Here is an 18,777-nt window from a genome sequence, read left to right as displayed (position 1 = left end):
GGTGCTCACACCCCTTCGACGGGGCGGCGCCGCAGCCGGAGCTTGAGGCGCAGCCGCCAGGCTCTGTCCTGCTCGCCGACATGGACGCGGGGCAGGGCGAGCGAGCAGGCCAGGTCATCGGGATCGGTGGCGCAGGCGTAGCTGTAGCCCGCTTCCCGTACGGCGTCCACGACGCGGCGGTCGACCTTCCCGTACGGGTAGCAGAAGCCGTGGACGTGAGCACCGGTCAGGTCGTGGAGCAGTGCTCTGCTGTCCCTCACCTCGGCACGGAGCAGCGCGTCGTCGGCCCGGGTCAGGTCCAGGTGCGTCAGGCCGTGCGAGCCGATCTCGACGCCCTCGGCGGCGGCGTGCCGGATACCCTCCGCCGACAGCAGCGGCTTGCGCGGGCCGCTCGGGTCCCAGGCGTTGTCGCCGCCCAGCCTGCCCGGCAGCACGAACAGGGTGGCACCGCAGCCATGACGGTGCAGCAGCGGCAGGGCATGCGTGACGAAGTCGGCGTACCCGTCGTCGAAGGTCAGCCCCACCAGGTCCTGTCCCTTCCCCTGGGCGCGCGCGGCGAGGAGCTCACGCACACCGACGCCGCGCAGACCCCGGCGGCGTAGCCAGCCGAGCTGCCGGTCCAGGCGCCGGGGCGAGACGGTGACGCGGTAGGGGTCGTGGGAGCAGTCGTCCACGGAGTGGTACATCGCCACCCACGGGGGCGGACCGGGTCTGTGCCGGGGCATGTCGGGTCGGGGCGCGGCGGAAGGGCCGCGGTCAGCGGAAACGGGCATGCGGAAGCCTCCGGGTGACGGTGCGGAGTGCGGGTGTGAGGCCCTGCCCGCCCGGCGTCCCGGCGAGCAGGAGGAAGAGGACGGTCACGGCCGTGCCGCCGACCGTGAGCCCCAGGGCGGGGGAGTCGACGAGGCTCGCGGCGAACGCGCCGGCCCCGCAGGCGGCCACCGCGGCGCGCAGTGGTCTGCCCATCGCGGCCAGCAGCGACCGGGTGCGGATCGGCACACCGCGTGTTCCCATGCCGTGCAGCAGGATCAGGGCGGTGAGGGTGATGCCGGCCGCGTTGGCCGCGGCGATGCCGAGCACGCCCCACGAGCCGACCGTCCACGCGCCGAGGCAGGCCGTGGCGACGATACCGGCGGTCATGGCGGCCACCGGGTACCAGGTGGGCCGCCCCGCCGAGAAGTACGACCGGACGAGCGCGCCCACCAGTGCGTGGCCGAGCAGGCCAAGGGCGTACACGCGCATGACAGCGGCTGTGGCCGCGGTGTCCTGCGCGGTGAACGCGCCCCGCTGGAACAGGACGTGGACGAGTTGCGGAGCACAGGCGACGACGGCGGCGGTGCCGAGCAGTACGACGCACGACACCGCCCTCAGATCGCGCTCGACACGGTCGCGGGCCCGCTCGGTGTCGCCCTCGGCCAGCGCCTGCGACACGACGGGGAAGGTGACGGTGCACAGCATCAGGGCGAGCACCATCGGCATCTGGGCCACCTTCTGGGCGTAGTTGAGGTGGGAGATGGCTCCGGCGGGGAGTGTGGAGGCGAGGAAGCGCTCGATGAGGACCTGGGACTGGCGGCACAGGGCGAAGAGCAGGACCGTGAGGAGGAGGGCGAGGTTCATCGCGTGCCGGCCCGCCGCCGGGTCCCCGGCCGGATCCCCGGGATCCAGCGCCTCCGTCGTGTCCGTCGTGTCCGTCGTGGCTGCCTCGGCTGCCTCGGCTGCCTCGGGGGCTGTCGCCGCCTTTCGGCGTCGCAACTGTCGTACCACGGAGGGCAGTTGCGCCACGACCATGAGCGCCCCGCCCACCGCGACGCCGATCGCCGCCGCGCGTACGCCCCAGCGTCCGCCGAGGACGAACATCGCCGTGATGAGGGCGGTGTTGTAAGCGACGTAGATGGCCGCGGGCGCGACGAACCGGCGGTGCGCGCGAAGGACCGCGCTGCAGTAGCCGGCGAGGCCGAAGGTCAGGACGCAGGTGCCGGTCAGCCGGGTGCAGTCGATCGCCAGCCGGGGATCGGGGAGTCCCGGCGCCAGCACCTCGACCAGGTACGGCGCCCCCCAGACGAGCAGCGCCGACGCCACGGAGAACGCCAGCACCAACTGGGGCAGCGTGCCGCGGACCAGGGCGCGCACCGGATCGCCCGGGTCGCCCGTGTCGCCGTGGGCGCGGCGGGCCACGACCGCGCTGAACGCCGGTACCAGCGCGAAGGCCAGCCCGTCCTCGATCAGCAGTGTCGCCGCGAACTCCGGCACGGTCCAGGCGACCAGGAAGGCATCCGTCTCGCGCCCGGCCCCGAAGAGGTGCGCCAGCGCCTGGTCCCGGCCGAGGCCCAGCACGGCACCGGCCAGGGAGAGAACGACGGTGACGAACGCGGCCCTGGCGAGGAAGCCGCGCGAGACGAACGTGGTCCTGCCGCCGGGGTCCGGGGCGTCCGAGCGGGAGGGTGCCGGGGTGGCTGTGGTGTGCTCGGCCCGCGGAGGGGTGACGGTCATCGTGGAACAGCCTCCTCGGAGGGCTGGGAGACGGCCGGTCCGTAACCGGCCAGCGCCCACCACGCCGTCAACCCGAGGCAGACGGCGGTGAGGACGGTCGAGGGCCCGCCGATGTCGGAGTACGCGAAGTTGACCAGCTGCCAGACCATCAGTCCGCAGGCGACGAGCCCGCAGTCGAGGCCGGGGTCCCGCGCTCCGCGGGCGCGGACCAGCCTCCGCAGCCCCAGCACCAGGAGCGCGAGCCAGCTTCCCGCCAGCGCCATCAGCCCGGTCAGTCCCTGCTCGCTGAGCACCAGCAGGTACATGTTGTGCGGCGACAGCAGTGGCTGCTTCCGGTACGCCGCGCCCGCGCCCTCGATGTCGCTGCCCGAGGACAGCGCCAGCGAGGCATGGCCGTCGCGGTGCTCGGGGAAGTCCTTGAGGCCGACGCCCGTGAGGGGCCGCTCACGCCACATGCCGGCCGCCGCCGCCCACATCGTGTACCGGTCGGTGACCGACTGGTCCGGCGCGTCGCCGACCTGGCCGATGCTGCTGACCCGCTCCTGCAGCAGCGTGGAGCCGACGCCGAACCCGCCGACGAGGATCACGGTGACGGCGGCCACGACCGCGCCCACCGTCACCGCCCGCCGCAGGCCCGCCAGCGCCAGTTGCGCCCCGCAGGCGACGACCGTCGCGATCCACGCACCCCGGCTGAAGGACACGGCCAGCGGTACGAGGAGCAGCAGCCCGCACCCCATGGCCCACCACCGCTGTCGTACGGACTCGGGTGCGAGCGCCAGGCCCACCGCGCACACCAGCCCGAACGCCACCACGGTCGCCATCCCCATGACGTCCGCCGCCCCGAAGGTGCCGACCGCCCGGATCTCCTGGCCCTGGTACGAGGCGCCGGTCCCCGTCGCGTACTGGTGCACCCCGACGGCCCCCTGCCACATCGCGAGTGCCACCATCGACCAGGCCAGCAGCCGTACGTCGCGCCGGTCGCGGACGAGCAGCAGGACAGCGGCCGGGACGAGCACGAAGATCTGCAGACCGCGCCCGAAGCCGGTGAGCGCCGCGCCCGGTTCGGAGGCTCCCACCGCCGCGACCGCGAACCCGGCCACGGGCAGGCCCAGCACCACCGCGGCGGTACGGGACAGGGGGCGCCGCCGCTGCCGCAGCAGACGGATCGCGCATGCCAGGACTACGACACCGGAGGCGGCGTCGACGGGTGTCGCGCCGCCCTCGCCGCCCGCCGCGACGGGCAGCGCGACCAGGGCGATCACCGCGACCACCGGCAGGACGGGCGTCAGCCCGCGCGCGGCGGGCGGGGCGCATGCGTGGCTCACCGCGTTCAGCTCCCCGTCGGGCGCAGCAGCGCGGCGGCCGTACGCAGGAGGATGCAGACGTCCTGCCACGGCGACCAGTCGTCGATGTACGCGTTGTCGAAGCGGGCGCGGTCCTCGATGGAGGTGTCACCGCGCAGCCCGTTGACCTGGGCGAGCCCGGTGATGCCGGTCGGCATGCGGTGGCGGGCGGCATATCCGGGATGGGCCTGGCTGAAGGTGGCGACGAAGTAGGGGCGTTCCGGGCGGGGCCCGACGAGGCTCATGTCGCCCCGGAAGACGTTCCACAGCTGGGGCAGTTCGTCGAGCGAGGACCGGCGCAGGAAGCGGCAGAACCGGCTCATGTCCCGCTCGTCCACGACACTCCAGCGGGTCGCGGCCTCGTGCGCGTCGGCCGGGCGGTGGCTGCGGAACTTCAGCAGTGTGAAGGGGAGGCCGTCCTTGCCGACGCGCTCCTGGCGGAAGATGACTCCGGGCCCCTCGCTGACCCGCAGCACGACCGCGCAGGCCAGCAGCACCGGGGCGGCGAGCAGGAGCAGCACCCCGGAGACCAGTACGTCGACGACGCGCTTGGCAGATCCCACGGGGTGTCGGCCGGTGTCCAGGCGTCGGCAGGAGAAGCCGGCGATCCGCTCGCGCGGGCCACGGCGCCGGGCCGCGGGCTCGGTTGACAGGTCGTCAACGGGGTGGCCGGCCTCCTCGTACGAGGGTACGTGCGTGTCGACCTCCCACAGTGCGCAGCCCGCCTCGGACAACTCCCTTACCAGCGGGCCGTGTTCACCTGCGGGGCCGACGAGGAGCATGGCCCGCACACCGTTCTGGACGACGGCGCGCCGCACCTCCTCGTCCGTGCTGAGCACGGGCAGCCCGGCACCGCCGGTCATGTCGTCGGCGAGGACACCCACCGGTCTGAGGCCGCACCCCGGGTGGCGCAGGAAGGCGGCGGCCACGCGCTGGGCGGTGGCCGCCGGGCCCACGACGAGGGCCGCCGCGGGGCTGCGGAGCAGCTCCCGGCGGCGGCGCCAGTGCACCACGCCGCGTCCGGCGCAGCTCGCCGCCGTCTGCACGGCGCAGCATGTCAGCAGCGTACGGGCGGACAGGGCGTGGGCCGGGGAGAGCGCCGCGACCAGTGCCGCTACGGCGCACCAGCTCACCGCGATCCGGGCGCAGACGGCGGGGAGTTCGTCCAGCACGGCGGGCACGGCGGCAGGGCGGTACAGCGCCGCCCGCGCGTTCAGCCAGAGGACGGCTAGCAGCAGTGGTGCGGCCAGCAGGGGGTGGGGGAGGGTCGGAACGGCGGTGAGCGCGGCCGTCGCGTCCATGACGAGCAGAGACAGCGCCGGGGCACGCCGCGCCCGCTGCCTCGCGGGGGACCCGAAACCCTCGCGGACCCCGCGCGGGGGGAGGACCGGGACGGACAGGAATCCCTGGTCGGGCTGCTGGGCCGCGGGCGGAGAGACGGTGCGTTTGACGGTCACGAGCGGATGGACTCCCTGCACTCGATGTGTTCCTGGGTCACCGTGCGCCCGGAGTCGAGGAGTTCGCGGTAGAGGGCCGCGACCGCCTCGGCGGAATGCCGCACGTCGTGCGTGGTCAGTACGTGGCGGCGCCCCTGGTGGCCGAGAGACTCGCGCAGCGGCGGATCGAGCAGCGCCCCGGTGAGCGCGTCGGCCAGCGGGCCCGGCCGACCGGGGGGTACCAGACAGTGCGTCCGGTGACCGGGCGGCAGACTCTCGCGCGCCCCGGCCACGTCCGTGACCACCACGGGCCGCCCGCACGCCATCGCCTCCAGCGGCGCCAGCGCCATGCCCTCCCAGCGGGACGGCAGCACCACCAGGTCCGCGGCCTGGTACCAGGGCACGGTGTCGGTGACGGCTCCGGCGAACAGCACGCCCTCGGGCGCGCGTTGCCGCAGTCGCTCCTCCTCCGGCCCGTCCCCGACGAGCACCAGCCTGGCGCCGGGCACCCGCCGCAGCACCGAGGGCCACGCCTGGAGCAGCACGTCCTGCCCCTTCTGCCGGCACAGGCGTCCCACGCAGACCACCAGCAGGGCGGCCGGATCGAGGCCGGCGAGCGGGGCGAGGGCAGTTCGTACGGCGGTGGTGCCGGTTGGGCCGGTGGTGCCGGCTTGTACGACCGTGGCGACTTGTACAGCGGTGTCGGCTTGTACGGGGGTGTCGGCTTGTGCGGGTGTGTTGGTTTGTACGGGGGCGGCGGGGCGGTAACGCTCCGGGTCGACACCGTTGGGGATCACTCGCCAGTGGGCGTGCACTCCGGCGCGTACGCCCCTCGCGTGCTCAGCTTCGCTGACGCACACCACCCGGGCGGTCCATCGCGCCGCCCACCGCTCCCACGCCGTGGCGGCCACCGCCGTGACTCCGCCGACCGCCTCGAACGACCAGGCGTGCGGCTGGAACACCGTCGGGATCCGCCCCCTGACCGCCAGTCGGGCGGCGAGCCCGGCCTTGGCGCTGTGCGCGTGCAGTACCTCGGGCCGCACCTCGTCGATGACACGCGCGAGCCGACGGACCTCATCGGGCAGCGACCGCCCCGGCGCGCGGGTGGCGTGCCAGGGCCGTACGTCCGCGCCGAGTTCCCGCATCGTCCGGGCGAAGTGGCTGTCGGGACACGCGACCGTGACGTCGAAACCGTCCGCGCGCTGCGCACGCACCAGCTCGGTGACGACGTGAGTGACGCCGCCGTCCACCGGCTGGGTGACGTGGAGGACGCGCGGTGCAGTGCCCCGCCGCGTCCCGCTGCGCGACGATCCGATGGGTCGGCTGACCATCACCGTGCGAGTCGATCCGAAGGGCGACCGTCCCGGCCTGACGGGCCGTCGGACAGGCCGTCGGACGGGCGGAGCCCCGTGCGTGTCGCAGTGGAAAGACCCCGGGCGTGACGCATGACTGGCGTTGCCCTTTCGCGAGGAACGTCAAGTGTTCGGCTGACTTACGACGCGTCACCCTATCTCGGAATACCTCGCATTTCGGGCAAGAGTGATGAAGTGTTCAAATCCCTCCTCTCGTGTCGACGGTCCCGCACGGTCGCCGTCGCATCCGGGCCGGCTCGTGTCCGCGCTTCCGCCCGTGCGTCGCGCTCCCGCTTGAGCGCTGCGCCGAACGGGACGGAGCGGTCGGAGGGTTCGACAGGGTCGCCCACCAGCGGCGACGCCGTGCCGTAAAGGGTCGGACAGTCACACTGTGCGCTTGTCCGGTTGCAAGGTGTGGTCACCGATTCAAAGGTGGCTACAGGACCCCACGCACCCTTGCGAAAGGAACTTCCATGCGTACTTTCACGGCACGGCGCATCGCGACCTCGGCCCTGTGCGCCACGTTTCTGATCGGTGTCACGGCACCCACCGCCCTCGCGGCCGACACGGCACGGGACCGTACCCGTGAGTCGGCTCCCGTCTCCGAGGCGGAAACCCTCCAGGGGCAGGTAGCGCACCTGGGCTCCATCGGCATCGTGGTCCCCCCGGTCACCACTCTGATGGACACCGTGCTCAAGGCGCCGAACCACCGGCTGTCCGAAGCGGATGCGCAGAGACTCGGCGACGCCGCCAAGGCTGCCATCGCCAAGGTTGCCGCGACCGCGGTGACTCCCGCGAACCCCGCGAACCCCGCGAACCCCGCGAACCCCGCGAACCCGGCGACTCCGGGGATGACGACCCCCGCCGCGCCGACCGTTCCGAACGTGTCGGCGAACCCGGCGTTCGTACCGCAGTTGGCGGAGAACGAGGCACGTGACGAGACGGCGCCCGCCGACACCCTGACGGATGCGATCGCCGAGCTGCAGAAGGCCGTGGATCAGTTGGTCACCGCCGCCAAGACCGGTGACGTGTCCGGCGCCCTCTCCGCGGTCACGGGCGTGTCGACGAAGCTCGCAAGCGTCGTCGTCGCCCTCCTGCTCGGTGCCGTGCCCAGCCTGCCCGGCCTGCCCGTGCCCCTGGAGCAGCCTTCCTGAGAAGGGGAGTTCGCTCGCTGTCCGATGAGGTGCGCCGGCTCGCGCGCGTCATCGGGCAGCGCCCGCGTCACGGGAGTCCGCGTTCATAGGAGTCCGCGTTCATAGGAGGATGGGAAACGCGGATAAGAAACGCTCCTCATTCATTCGGGTGACCTTCCTGCGGCGGGCCGGAATTTTCTGTGTTCGGGGTTTCCTCGGCGGCGGGGGCTCGTTGGTGTCGATGAAGTAATTCCCGCTGGCGACTTTCGGGTTGCCGAAGAAAGGAAATACGATGAAGTCTCTGAAGGCTGCCGCCATCGTTGCCGGGTCCCTGGTCGTGGCCGGTTTCGCCACTCCCGCTCTCGCCCTGGACGCCCCGGGGAGCCAGTCCGGCGGCCTCGGTCAGGCGGTGACCGGCATCACTGACGGTGTCCAGCTGAACGGGAAGAAGGTGCTCGACCCGAGGCAGGGTTTGGCGGGCACCCTCCAGGGGGCGACGGGCGGACTCGGCAACGGTGGCAAGCTGGCGGGCTGAGAACTTTTGCAGAACTGAGCGGTTCGGACGCTTGTGACGTCCCTGGGCCGATTCCGCCGAATGCGGGATCGGCCCTTTGATTATGTTGCGCACAGGGATTCTGTGTGAAGGCTCTTCTTGAGGATTCCAGAAAAGGCTCCTTGTAAGGATTCCGTGTATGGGCGGGTCCGTTTCCATGACGAGGAGGAGACAGAACGTTGGCGACCAGCAGATTCTTTGGGAATGGGGAGACCACGGGGCGACGGCGAGTGTTGCGGGGAGCGTTCGTGGCGGCGCTCGGGATCACGCCCGCGCCCTTCCTGGTGGCGTCGAGATCGGCCGGAACGGAGGAAACGCGGTTCGACGAGACGTATCGCGGCCGCCGAATCGTCGGCGTCAGGCACGAAGACGGGCCGTCCGGGGGCGGTACCCCCGGCACGTGGCACGTCACGGTGGACGGCCGGCCGCTGCATCTGATGCGCCGGGCGGACGGTAGCTGGATGAGCATGATCGACCACTACCAGTCGTACGAGACCCCGCTCGCCGCCGCCCGCGCGGCAGTCGACGAGCTCGGCCCCACCGCACGGCTGGGCGCGCCGGGTGACAGAAGCAGTCGTACGGACGGCAGCCGCACGCCGAGCGGGTGCGAGGGAGCCGAAAGGGATCACCGCCGTGGTGTACACGCGTAAGGACGTCAGTGCGCTGACCCGGTCCGAGCGGCACCGGTTCGTCAACGCGCTGCTGGAGGTGAAACGCCGTGGCGAGTACGACGAGTTCGTGCGCACACACATCGAGTACTACCGCTCCGACGGCGAAGCCGGGCTGCGTGTCGCCCACATGGCCCCCACCTTCCTGCCCTGGCACCGCAAGTTCCTGCTGGACCTGGAGGAGGCGCTGCGCCGCGTGGACGACAGGGTGACCGTGCCGTACTGGGACTGGACACGCAACCGCGGCACGACGGCCGTACCGTGGACCGCGGACCTGCTCGGCGGCACCGGGCGGCGGTCCGACCGGCAGGTGATGACCGGCCCGTTCGCCTACCGCAACGGCCAGTGGACCATCGAGGTGGGGATCACCGACACGGAGTTCCTCACGCGCGACCTGGGGCGCTCGCGGGACCCGATCGCGCTGCCCAGGGCCGGGGATCTGGAACGGGCCCTCGCTGATCCCGTTTACGACGCGGCCCCCTGGAACTCCACGTCCGCCAAGGGGTTCCGCAACAGGCTGGAAGGGTGGGGGTCGGGGCGGGGCGTAGTTTCGTGGCTCACCCACAACCGGGTCCACCGTTGGGTCGGCGGCCACATGGTCGGCGGCGCCTCCGTCAACGACCCCGTCTTCTGGATGCACCACGCCTTCGTCGACCTCCTCTGGTCCCGCTGGCAGCGACGGCACCCGAACGCCCGCTATCTCCCCGCCGAGCAGCCGGCCCTGGGCAGCGGACAGCGCGGCCGGGTCGTCGCGCGGCACGAGCCGATGCCGCCCTGGGACGTGACGCCGGACTCCCTGGAGGACCTCAGCGGGATCTACCGGTACGCGTAGCCCGTACGGGGAGGGTATGCGTGAGGGGGGAAGGGGGGCGGGAACGTGTGCGCGGGCGGTGACGACGAGGTCGTGAAAAGGCCCTCCGCGAAGGGAGGGCTTTCCGTGGCGCCCCCGGCAGGACTCGAACCTGCGGCCAAGCGCTTGGAAGGCGCCTGGCCGGGCGCGTCTGCTGTGCCTCTGACCTGCTCTTACGCGTTGTCCTGACCGGCTGGCAAGGGCATTTTCCGGCATTCTCGGGAACGGTCCTACCGGCCTCGACTACTGCTGGGTGCGTGACGGTCCAGCGAGCGGCCCTGCTCCCGAACGGCTCCCAACGGCTGGGCCTCCACGGAGTAACAGGGTGCCGTTCGTTATCGGAGGGGGCGGCGACCGGTGCGCTGGGACCAGCGGACGGCGATGAGGCCCAGCGCGGCCACAAGGATCACGATGCCGATGATCAGTAGGTAGCCCACCCCTTCTGCGGCCACTCCGATGATTCCCAGCACGACGGCGAGCAGAACGAGAAATAGCAAGAGGGCCATGACGCGTCCACCTCCCTTGGGTGGCTGAGCGGGCGATCAGCGGCGCGCGAGTTGCCGCTCGCCGCCTGCGCCCGTTTGGTAGGGCATGTCGTAGTGCTGGAAGATTGCTTCCTCCGACTCGGCGGGCAGGATGTCGTCCATGCCGACCCAGGGTGCCTTTTTCACCAGCGTCTTGGTGTAGGAGACCTTGACATAGTCCGGTCCGAGGGTCGCCTCGTCGAGGGGGACGAAGGCCAGGTGGTGGCGGATGGGGAGTCCGGTGCGGACTGTGGCCATGGCCGGTTCGTCGGTGGTGGTGTCGACGTAGACCGCTTCGAGTACGCCGATCTTGTGGCCCTTCGGGTCGACGACGCTGCGGTTGCGCCACTCGCGGATATCGGCTGAATGGATCATGGTCTGCCTCCTGAGCCGTTGATCCGAGCCGGTACGCGCCGCCCCCTCGGGCAGTGGCAGCCCGCTGAGCCCGGTAGCCCTTTGTTCTTCCAGGTTATCCGGGTATCTCTGCTTCGTGCCCTCACGCGGCAGGGGTTCCGAACGTGGTAGTCGACAGGCATGCCGATGAAGCCTTCCGGTGCCGCGGACCGTTCCTCTCGGTTCGGGCCGCTGCACCGCCTGATCAGCCATTCGCCAGTCGGGCGCGGATGGCGGCGGAGCAGGGAAATTGAGCTGTGGTCGCGCTCGCTGGGTTTCGCGGCGCTGGGATTGCTCACGCTGGTGCCGCTGCTGATCATTGTCTCCTCTGCCGATCCCGAGCACGGGCGGGGGTTCGCGCAGTGGCTGGGAGAAGGGCTCGGAGTGTCGACGGCCTCCATGCGGCAGGTCGAGCAGTTGTTCACCGGGCCCGGCCAGGCACTGCGGACCACGACCGCGTTCGGTATCGCCGCCCTTGCCGTGTTCGGTCTGACCTTCGGGGCGGCGGTGCAGACCGGCTATGAGAAGGTCTGGGGCCTGTCGCCGGCCCGCTGGTGGGCCAGGTGGCGGCATGTGATGTGGCTCGGCGTCCTCACCGGATATCTCTACGTCTCCGCCACCACCGCGCTGCGGCGTGAACCCCTGGCAGGTGGGGCCGTCGTGTCGCTGAGTGCCGTCCTGTTGCTGTGGTGGTCCCAGCGCCTGCTGCTCGGCGGGAGGATCCGCTGGCGTGCCCTGTTTCCCGGCGCCGTGGCCACCGTGATCGGGCTGCTCGGCCTGAGGGTCTTCTCCAGGCTCGTCTTCTCGCCGTTGATCGCCTCCAACACCGTCACCTACGGCCCCATGGGAACCGTCCTCGTCATCCAGTCCTGGCTGGTCGGCGTGGGTATCGTCGTCTTCGGCGGTGCGCTGGTCGGCCGACTGCTCCACGAGGAACTCCCGCGCATGGCACACGCACGGAAACGGCGCAGATGAAATGCCTCCCTGCAACTGGTCATTTCGCTTGGGCCGCGAGTTCGTCATCGCTGCCGGGCCTGGTTCCTCTTCGGATCCGCGGGCCTCTACAAGGTGCGAGGTCGGCTCCTGGGCCAACGGCAGCGCCCTCCACCACGCTCTGCCCTGACCATGCTGGTGGGCATGTACTTGGGCATCGCCATCCTCATGGGACACCGGCACTCGTTCCGCCGCAGACCACACCGTCGAGCCAGTGAGGGCCGTACGTCATCACGGGCCGATTCCCTTCGCGTGGCGCCGGGCCCCTGCCCACAGTGCGTGGCCTTGGTCGGCGGGCGACGGTGGGTGGGGCCGGGACGGGTCGGTCGCCTGGTCGGTGACCAGTGCTTCGAAGAGGCTTCGGGCTTCGACCCCCCCGACGCCGCAGCCGGCGTGCCCGAACCAACGCCGAGAAGGCCATCTCAGCGGCCCAGCGCACCGGCAGCCACACCAGCTTCGCGGCGATCGCGAAGGAAGCGGGTGTTTCAAGGTCCTGGCTCTACACGCAACAAGATCTCCTCACGGCCATCCGACAGTTGCAGAACCGGCGGCCCTCCAGCCAGCGGACCGGCTTGCAACCCGCCTCGGCCACGTCCATCCAGCGACGTCTGGAGATCGCGCTCACGCGCATCAACCATCTGCGGGCCGAGAACAGCGAACTCACCCGACGACTGGAGACCGCATACGGCGAGGTCCGCAGGCTGCGCAGCGAACGGCCGTTGCCTTGATCGGTCGAAGCGCGTTGCAGGTCGGCGCGGTGGCATCCTCGGGTGTGCGGGCGTCGCCGGCCAATACTCGCACCATCCGTCAGACGCGCTCGTAGGTGGTGCCGGACTCGTTTCTGCGCAACAGACCCTCGTCCACGAGGGCACGGCGCAGGCTCACCCAGTCGTCGAACCATTCGCCGCAGATCGCGTTGACCTTGGCCTCGGAGTAAGTCACGCCGGGCTCGAACGAGTCCTTCACAACGGCCAGAACACGGCTGCGTACCTCCGCCTTGCCCGGAATGGACGTGAGCCGACCACGGCGGAAGTAGGAGCCCGCCCCGTCTCCGCTGCCCCGGCCGGAGACGCTGACCTCGGCCTGGACTGCGAGCCGAAAAGTGTCGTCGAGCAGCGTGTACGTGCGCTTTTCGCTGTCGAAGGCGGCGATCCGGCCGTCCGTCAGCTTCTGCAGAGCCGCGGCAGCGGCCGGTGGGCGGAGCTTGGTCAGTTCGGCGACCTCCGCCACGGAGGTCGCGCCGAGGGCGAGGGCCGCGTAGGCGGCGCGCCGGTCGGTCTGGGCGAGGAGACCGACCAAGTCGCGGCAGGAGGGCGAATAGTCCTCGGCGGGGTTCATGGTGTCCATTCCGGTTGTTGTTTCGGGTGCCGATCGTCGTTGGAGCCTCGGGCGTCTCTACAAGTACCGTGATCTCGGGCTGCCGTTGAGAGCGGTTCGTCGTGAACGGGTGCGTTTCAGCCAGGCCGCCGGGACGGGGGCGTGAGGGGTACGGGGGCCGCCGCGCGCGCCCTCTATGGCCCAAGGGCTCAATAAGCCCGGCTTCCCACACGCGGGTCGAGCGGTGTGAGAACTCCGAGCCGGTCCTCGATCGCCTGGGCCGCGCCCAGGCACAGGTCCTCCCGAAACGCGCGCCCGACGATCTGTACTCCGCAGGGGAGCCCGTCGACCATCCCGGTCGGTATGGCCACACCGGGTACGCCCACGAAACTGGTCACGGTGCACAGGCGCATTCCCGACCCGACACGGTCCCTACCTGACCTGTCACGCGACTCCAGCCCCGGCTCGACCGGTGGCTCGGTGAAGACTGGGCCGAGCAACAGCGGGTATTCGTTGAGGAATTCGGCCCATGAGCGGCGGATGTTCATCCAGGTGCCCATCAACTTCATGAACTCCTCCGCGCTTACGGGCGGGGTCTGCTCCATCGCCATCTCGATATAGCGGTCCCCGCCCTTGCCGAGCAGCCTGCGCACCACCGGCCAGGTCGGGGCGAACTCGGTCACAGTGATCCGGCCGTACGCCTCAAGGGCCTCGTCCATCCGCGGTACGTCCTGCTCCTCGCGCACGTCGTATCCAGCGTCGCGGAGCGCGTCGGCCGCGGACGCGATGGCTCCGCGAACCGTGGGGTGGACGCCGTGCCCGCCAGGGTCCGCCACGACCGCGACCTTCACGCGTCCGGGGAGCGGTTCGCCGTAGGCGGGTACCGGCACGGCCCGCGGGTCTCGCGGATCGGTCCCAGCCAGCGCCTCGAAAGCCAGCCGTAGGTCGCCCACGCTCCGGGCCAGCGGGCCGTCGGTGACCAGCATCTGGGACGCCGGGCCCGGGTCGTCCGGGCCGAGAACGCGGTGGTCGGCGGGGAACCGGCCCGTGGACGGCTTCAGCCCGGCCACACCGCAGAACTGGGCCGGGATGCGCACTGACCCGCCAGAGTCATTGCCGAGCCCGAGCGCTGCCATGCCCGTGGCAACGGCCACCGCGTCGCCTCCGCTGGAGCCGCCCGGGGTCCGGCTGCTGTCCCACGGGTTGACCGTGTCGCCGAACAGCTCGCTGCGCGTGTGCATCCCCGCCAGGATCAGGGTGGGGATGTTGCTGTGCCCGATGGGGATGGCTCCGGCTGCGCGCAGCCGTGCCACCGGGAGTGCGTCGGCCGACGCCACCAGATCGTGGAAGCGCTGCGTGCCGAACGTGGTCGGCACGCCTTCGACGGCGGTGCTCTCCTTCACCGTGAAGGGCACCCCCGCGAGGGGCCCCAGCGCTTCACCGGCGGCCCGCCGACGGTCCGTCTGTGCCGCGGCCTCACGTGCCCGCTCCGCCAGGAGCTGCGTGACCGCGTTCACCTGCGGGTTGACCTCGGCGATGCGATCCAGGTGACTGTCGACCAGTTCGACGGCCGAGACCTCTGCGCTGCGTACAGCCTCCGCCTGCGCGGCGGCCGGCATCTTCCACAGGGCGTCCTGCATGGCTTCACCTTCCTCATCCACGTACCAATGCGCTTGCATCGGAACCGTACCCGGGAACCGATACGTGCGCATCGCATAAACTGCGCTGCGAAGCGGAGCGCTGTGAAACTGAGAGGCGATCGGACATGCCCAGGCAGGTGGATCACGTGAGCCGACGCCGTCTCATCGCCGAGGCCGTATGCCACCTCGCCGACGAAGGCGGACTGGAGGGCGTGACCCTTCGCGATGTCGCCGCCCGCGCGCAGGTGTCGATGGGCGCAGTTCAGCGGTGCTTCCGCACCAAGGAAGAGATGCTGGTGTTCGCTCTCGGTCACATCAGCGAGCGGATCAGCGAGCGTGTACAGGCCCGACTCCTCAGGACCCCAGCCCAGTCGGCCGGCACCGCCCTGGGCCACGCGGCCACCGAGATCTCACTGCTCCGGGAAGAGCACCGCGCCGAGGCCAGGGTCTGGCTCGCCTTCGTCGCGCAGGCGGCTGTGAACAAGGCGCTCGCCAGGACGCTGACGGCGAACTACGCAACCCTGCAGGAGGCGTTCACCCGCCTCATCTCGGAAGCCGGCGAGGGTGCCGACCGCGCCGTGCGCCTCGATCCGCAGCTCGAGGCCCGCACCCTCCTCGCCCTCGCGGACGGCCTCACCGCGCACGTCCTCATCGGCCACCTCACCCCGCACGAAGCACACGACGTCCTCCACACGCACCTGGCCCGCCTCTGGGAGTAACCGGTCACGCGCACCCCCTCCCCGGACTCCCCACTTCCATGAACCGGACCAAGTGAGGCGGGAGCGACAGGCGAATCGAGCCGCCTACGATCAGCGTCGGCTGTCACCGGGGGCGGACAGCACCGACGCCTGGCGGAAGTCCAGGTCGTCACCGCAGAAGCGCCCCACAGCAGTTCCAGGGCAGCCTGCCGATCTCGTTGTCCGCGACCGAGGCCAGCGGCCGGCCTAACCCGTCACGGACATGCCTGCCACGCAAAGCGTCAGATCAGAACCCATGACGAGCCACCGAGCCATCCATGAAGGTCGGTCAGGACCCCAGGCCGGCGAGGGGTTCGGAGCTGTCGATGAGGGCGCGGGCCACATCGGCCAGGCGCCGGTTGTGGGCGCGGGCGTAACCGCGCAGCGCGGTGAACGCCTGCTCCATGTCGATGCCCTGGCGTTCGGCGAGCTTCCCCTTGGCCTGTTCGATCAGTACCCGGCTGTTCAGCGCCGTCTGCAGCTGCTCGTTGAGTACCGTGCTGCGCTGAGCGGTGCGTTGTTGCAGCAGGCTGATGGTGGCGACGTCTGCCAGCGCCTGGGCGATGAGTGTGGCGGCCGGGTCGAAGGGTCCGGGGGCGGCGCGGAAGAGGTTCAGGGCGCCCACGGTCTCGTCCCGCAGGCGCATGGGCAGGGCCTGGACGGCTCCGAATCCGATGCGGTGGGCCACCGTGACGAAACGCGGCCAGCGGTCGACCTCCCGGGTCAGGTCGTGGATGATCACCGGTGCGCCGGTGCGGAAGCACTCGAGGCAGGGGCCTTCGTCGTTTTGGAGCTGGAAGAGCTCCAGCAGGCGCACCTGTTCGTCGGAGGCGGCCATGACGCGGAGCTTGCCGTCCCGGTCGGCGAGCAGCACCCCGGCGGCGCTCGCGTCGAGCATGCCGACGCAGCGGTCGGTCAGCAGGCGCAGGAAATCGATGAGGTCGAAGTCGGCGACCAGATTGTCGGCCAGCTCGACGAAGGTCTTGGCCAGTAGCTGTTGGTCCATCGTGGGCACCCTCGATTGAGACTTGTCCCTGCCCGAAGGGGCGGGAAGTACGGCACGTTCCTCGGCCGGCACCGATGCGTCAGGTTTCCTCCTCGTCCTGGTCCGGCTCCGCGTCCGGGGAGAAACGAAGCCGTCGGGCCACCACGTCGGCGGCCACGTCCGCGAGCCGGCGGCCCTGCACATAGGCATAGGCGCGGAGCCGGACGAAGGCTTCTTCGATGCCGACTCCTAGCTGAACCGTGAGTATCCCGCTGGCCTGGTCGATCTCCGCTCGGTATGCGCCAAGGTCCTCGAAGCCGCGGTCCGGCATCGGCCCGCCGGTCGGCGCGCCCGCCTCGTCGATCCTCGTGTCGAGCAGGAGCAGCGTCGCGAGATCGGCGAACGCCAGTGCATCGGCCAGTTCCTCCGCGTCCAGTACGGTCGGAATGTCGGCGTACAGGTCCAGAACTCCCGGGCTGATCGCCCCCTTCTGCAGGGGGAGCGAGAACACCGCGCGGGCTCCGGCTTCCAAGGCCGCCTCGGCGAACACGGCCCACTGATCCTGAAGTTCAGTGGTGAGCAGATCGGGTGTCAGGACGGCCGAGCCGCGTACAAAGGCGTCCATGCAGGGCCCCTCGCCCAGCGTGAGCTGGAGCTCTTCCAGCTGCTCGCTGATGTCGTCGGTGCTGCACAGCGGATGGCTGGCCGCAGCGGTCCGGGACATCGCCGACAGCCCGGCCCCGCCGACCGGCAGCGCGGCCACGGCCGCGGTGCACACGTCCACCACACTCACCGGGGCACCTCGTCGCACCGCCTGCTCGGCCACCAGCATCCGAATGCGGGTCGACCGCCTGTCAGGCCTCACTGGGGCCGCCGCCTCCAGGCACCGTGACAAGGCCCTCCAGCCTCGCCGTGGTGCGTTCCCCGAGGGGAAGTACCAGCGCGCGGAACGTGGTGGCGCCCAGTGGCCTGCGAAGCTCTCCGATGTCCAGCCACCCCCAGGAGCGGAGCGTAGTGAGGGTTGGGTGATCGGTCCGGTCCACCAGGGTGGCGCCGAGTGATGCCTGGTGGTCGGTCAGCAGCCGCTCCTGCACACGACGGGCGAGTTCCCGGTCCTGCGGGTGTGGCCGGATCAGGATGGCGGCGAACGCGAAGACGTTGCCGGACGCTGTGAGTTGCTCGATGCTGCGCGGCAATGCTCCGTCGAAGCCGAGCCACCAGGAGCCGTCGCCACCTACGGGGAATCCGAAGGCGCATCCCATCAGGCTGTCCGCCTCGGCGATCACCATGGCGAATCCCGGTCGGCGCATGTCCACAGTGAGACGGTTGAGGAAGTTCTGGCGGCTGGGACGGCGGTATGGATCACCCGGCGGCGTTGCGCGGGACTCCACATACAGCCCCGACAGCTCCTCACGCAGGTCCTCCACCAGCCTACGGTTCAGTCGACGCAACCGCACCGGAGCCAGGTCGGACGGCTCGCCGTCCCCCGACTTCCGTGACTGTCCGCGCCCGGGTTCGGCCGTCATCGCACATCGCCTGAGGGAACAGGCGCAGCCGGGACGGACCTGTGCGGCGGGGCTGGACGGGGCGCGGCCGGGGTGTCGCCGAGAGGTGGTGACAGGTGGCCGAACGGAAGGCCGAGGAGCAGGAACTCGCAGCCGGCGAGGTCGAGAATCCGAGCCAGCGTCGTCGGCGGATGGTGCAGTCGCAGGGTCCCACCGGCCATGGTGGTCTGCTGCGCGGCGTGGAGGAACGCGTTGAGCCCGCTGCAGTCGCAGAAGGTGACGGGGGTGAGGTCGACGTCGATGGTGCGGATACCGTCCCGCAGGCACCGCTCCAGGGACTCGCGCACCAACGGCGCGGATTCGAGGTCGATGTCACCGGACAGGGTGATCAGCGCCTGTTTCCTTTGGTCATGGCGGTGGACCGTGAGCTGTGAGAGGGGCATGACGCCTCGGTTCGGAAGACGATCCGGCAGCGGCACGGTGAGCCGGAGTTCCGGCACCCTGGGCGCGCCCCCGGCAGGGGCGTACTTTCGGCGGAGGCAGAGCAACGGCCGGTCCGACAGCCTGCGCAGCAGGACAGAGGACCCACCCAGTTCCCTCCAGGGAAGCGCCGGGTGACGGACGAAGAGTCCGCACCCCGCAGCCATCTGTGTTCAGCAACAGCATGCCGCCGGGGTCTGGGACGTCTACACGGCAGCGTAGTCCCTGTGTCGTGTGACGGACGGTCCGAAGCAGCCCAATCCCAGGATATGGACGGTGCAAAACACGCGGTGGCTCGCGCATGTCCGAGGCATCGCAACAGCAGTTGGACGGAAGGCACTCATGACGGCCGGCAGAGTACGGCACCTGGTGCACCGC

Annotated in this window: 20 protein-coding genes and 1 tRNA gene; 7 read left to right on the top strand and 14 right to left on the bottom strand. The window is 70.7% G+C overall.

Going from position 1 to position 18,777, the window contains the following annotated elements; translation table 11 throughout:
- Positions 1-5: 5 nt before the first annotated feature.
- The 5 genes from CES90_RS43440 to CES90_RS43420 are packed head-to-tail and all read right to left on the bottom strand — an operon-like array spanning position 6 to position 6,600.
- Positions 6-773, bottom strand: a complete 768-nt coding sequence (locus CES90_RS43440; protein WP_189788519.1) for a polysaccharide deacetylase family protein — start codon at positions 771-773, stop codon at positions 6-8.
- Entirely contained in the window at positions 757-2,490 is a 1,734-nt protein-coding gene (murJ, locus tag CES90_RS43435) for a murein biosynthesis integral membrane protein MurJ (protein WP_189788518.1), read from the bottom strand. Before murJ ends, CES90_RS43440 begins: the two co-directional genes overlap by 17 nt.
- Complete coding sequence (locus CES90_RS43430) at positions 2,487-3,815, bottom strand: O-antigen ligase family protein (RefSeq protein ID WP_189788517.1); 1,329 nt, start codon at positions 3,813-3,815, stop codon at positions 2,487-2,489. The genes murJ and CES90_RS43430 overlap by 4 nt, the downstream gene beginning before the upstream one ends.
- A gap of 5 nt (positions 3,816-3,820) precedes the next feature.
- Positions 3,821-5,290, bottom strand: a complete 1,470-nt coding sequence (locus CES90_RS43425; protein WP_229914527.1) for an exopolysaccharide biosynthesis polyprenyl glycosylphosphotransferase — start codon at positions 5,288-5,290, stop codon at positions 3,821-3,823.
- Positions 5,287-6,600: a glycosyltransferase gene (locus tag CES90_RS43420; RefSeq protein WP_189788528.1), complete on the bottom strand. Its 1,314-nt coding sequence runs from the start codon at positions 6,598-6,600 to the stop codon at positions 5,287-5,289. The genes CES90_RS43425 and CES90_RS43420 overlap by 4 nt, the downstream gene beginning before the upstream one ends.
- Before the next feature lie 494 nt (positions 6,601-7,094).
- On the opposite strand from CES90_RS43420, the gene CES90_RS43415 reads away from it, so the two are divergent.
- From CES90_RS43415 to CES90_RS43400, 4 genes are all read left to right on the top strand, one after another.
- Positions 7,095-7,775, top strand: coding sequence for a hypothetical protein (locus tag CES90_RS43415; protein WP_189788515.1), 681 nt, complete (start codon positions 7,095-7,097; stop codon positions 7,773-7,775).
- A gap of 271 nt (positions 7,776-8,046) precedes the next feature.
- On the top strand, positions 8,047-8,289 hold the full coding sequence (locus tag CES90_RS43410; protein ID WP_189788514.1) for a hypothetical protein: 243 nt from the start codon (positions 8,047-8,049) through the stop codon (positions 8,287-8,289).
- A gap of 197 nt (positions 8,290-8,486) precedes the next feature.
- Positions 8,487-8,957 carry a tyrosinase family oxidase copper chaperone gene (locus tag CES90_RS43405; protein ID WP_373313637.1) on the top strand — a complete coding sequence of 157 codons (471 nt, stop codon included), beginning with the start codon at positions 8,487-8,489 and terminating at the stop codon, positions 8,955-8,957.
- Entirely contained in the window at positions 8,941-9,807 is an 867-nt protein-coding gene (locus CES90_RS43400) for a tyrosinase family protein (protein ID WP_189788513.1), read from the top strand. The genes CES90_RS43405 and CES90_RS43400 overlap by 17 nt, the downstream gene beginning before the upstream one ends.
- 106 nt (positions 9,808-9,913) lie before the next feature.
- Here the strand turns inward: CES90_RS43400 and CES90_RS43395 are convergent.
- From CES90_RS43395 to CES90_RS43385, 3 genes are all read right to left on the bottom strand, one after another.
- Positions 9,914-9,994, bottom strand: a tRNA-Gly gene (locus CES90_RS43395).
- 166 nt (positions 9,995-10,160) lie between these two features.
- Entirely contained in the window at positions 10,161-10,331 is a 171-nt protein-coding gene (locus CES90_RS43390) for a hypothetical protein (RefSeq protein WP_189788512.1), read from the bottom strand.
- Positions 10,332-10,367: 36 nt separating this feature from the next.
- A complete protein-coding gene (locus tag CES90_RS43385) occupies positions 10,368-10,724 on the bottom strand; it encodes a PRC-barrel domain-containing protein (protein ID WP_189788511.1) in 357 nt (118 codons plus the stop codon).
- A gap of 159 nt (positions 10,725-10,883) precedes the next feature.
- Between CES90_RS43385 and CES90_RS43380 the strand changes: the two genes are divergently transcribed.
- Positions 10,884-11,717: a YhjD/YihY/BrkB family envelope integrity protein gene (locus tag CES90_RS43380; protein WP_189788510.1), complete on the top strand. Its 834-nt coding sequence runs from the start codon at positions 10,884-10,886 to the stop codon at positions 11,715-11,717.
- Between the two features lie 362 nt (positions 11,718-12,079).
- Positions 12,080-12,463, top strand: a complete 384-nt coding sequence (locus CES90_RS43375; protein ID WP_189788509.1) for a DUF6262 family protein — start codon at positions 12,080-12,082, stop codon at positions 12,461-12,463.
- 79 nt (positions 12,464-12,542) lie between these two features.
- Here CES90_RS43375 and CES90_RS43370 read toward each other — a convergent pair whose 3' ends face one another.
- Complete coding sequence (locus tag CES90_RS43370) at positions 12,543-13,082, bottom strand: DUF2087 domain-containing protein (protein WP_189788508.1); 540 nt, start codon at positions 13,080-13,082, stop codon at positions 12,543-12,545.
- Positions 13,083-13,261: 179 nt separating this feature from the next.
- A complete protein-coding gene (locus CES90_RS43365; protein ID WP_189788507.1) occupies positions 13,262-14,692 on the bottom strand; it encodes an amidase in 1,431 nt (476 codons plus the stop codon).
- Positions 14,693-14,817: 125 nt separating this feature from the next.
- On the opposite strand from CES90_RS43365, the gene CES90_RS43360 reads away from it, so the two are divergent.
- Positions 14,818-15,411 (top strand): TetR/AcrR family transcriptional regulator, encoded by a 594-nt coding sequence (locus tag CES90_RS43360; protein WP_189788506.1) that lies wholly within the window; start codon positions 14,818-14,820, stop codon positions 15,409-15,411.
- A 307-nt stretch (positions 15,412-15,718) separates the two neighbouring features.
- On the opposite strand, the gene CES90_RS43355 is transcribed toward CES90_RS43360, so the two are convergent.
- The 4 genes from CES90_RS43355 to CES90_RS43340 all read right to left on the bottom strand — a co-directional run bounded on the left by CES90_RS43355 (position 15,719) and on the right by CES90_RS43340 (position 18,362).
- Positions 15,719-16,435, bottom strand: a complete 717-nt coding sequence (locus CES90_RS43355; protein WP_189788505.1) for a GAF and ANTAR domain-containing protein — start codon at positions 16,433-16,435, stop codon at positions 15,719-15,721.
- Between the two features lie 79 nt (positions 16,436-16,514).
- Positions 16,515-17,177 carry a GAF and ANTAR domain-containing protein gene (locus CES90_RS43350; RefSeq protein WP_229914526.1) on the bottom strand — a complete coding sequence of 221 codons (663 nt, stop codon included), beginning with the start codon at positions 17,175-17,177 and terminating at the stop codon, positions 16,515-16,517.
- A 91-nt stretch (positions 17,178-17,268) separates the two neighbouring features.
- Positions 17,269-17,940, bottom strand: a complete 672-nt coding sequence (locus tag CES90_RS43345) for a hypothetical protein (protein ID WP_229914525.1) — start codon at positions 17,938-17,940, stop codon at positions 17,269-17,271.
- Entirely contained in the window at positions 17,937-18,362 is a 426-nt protein-coding gene (locus CES90_RS43340; RefSeq protein ID WP_189788502.1) for an STAS domain-containing protein, read from the bottom strand. The genes CES90_RS43345 and CES90_RS43340 overlap by 4 nt, the downstream gene beginning before the upstream one ends.
- Positions 18,363-18,777: the final 415 nt, after the last annotated feature.

The organism is Streptomyces capitiformicae, assembly GCF_002214185.1.
Classification (GTDB): Bacteria; Actinomycetota; Actinomycetes; order Streptomycetales; family Streptomycetaceae; genus Streptomyces; species Streptomyces capitiformicae.
Note: the sequence above shows the minus strand (reverse complement) of the source record. Positions and strands in the feature narration are given on the sequence as shown.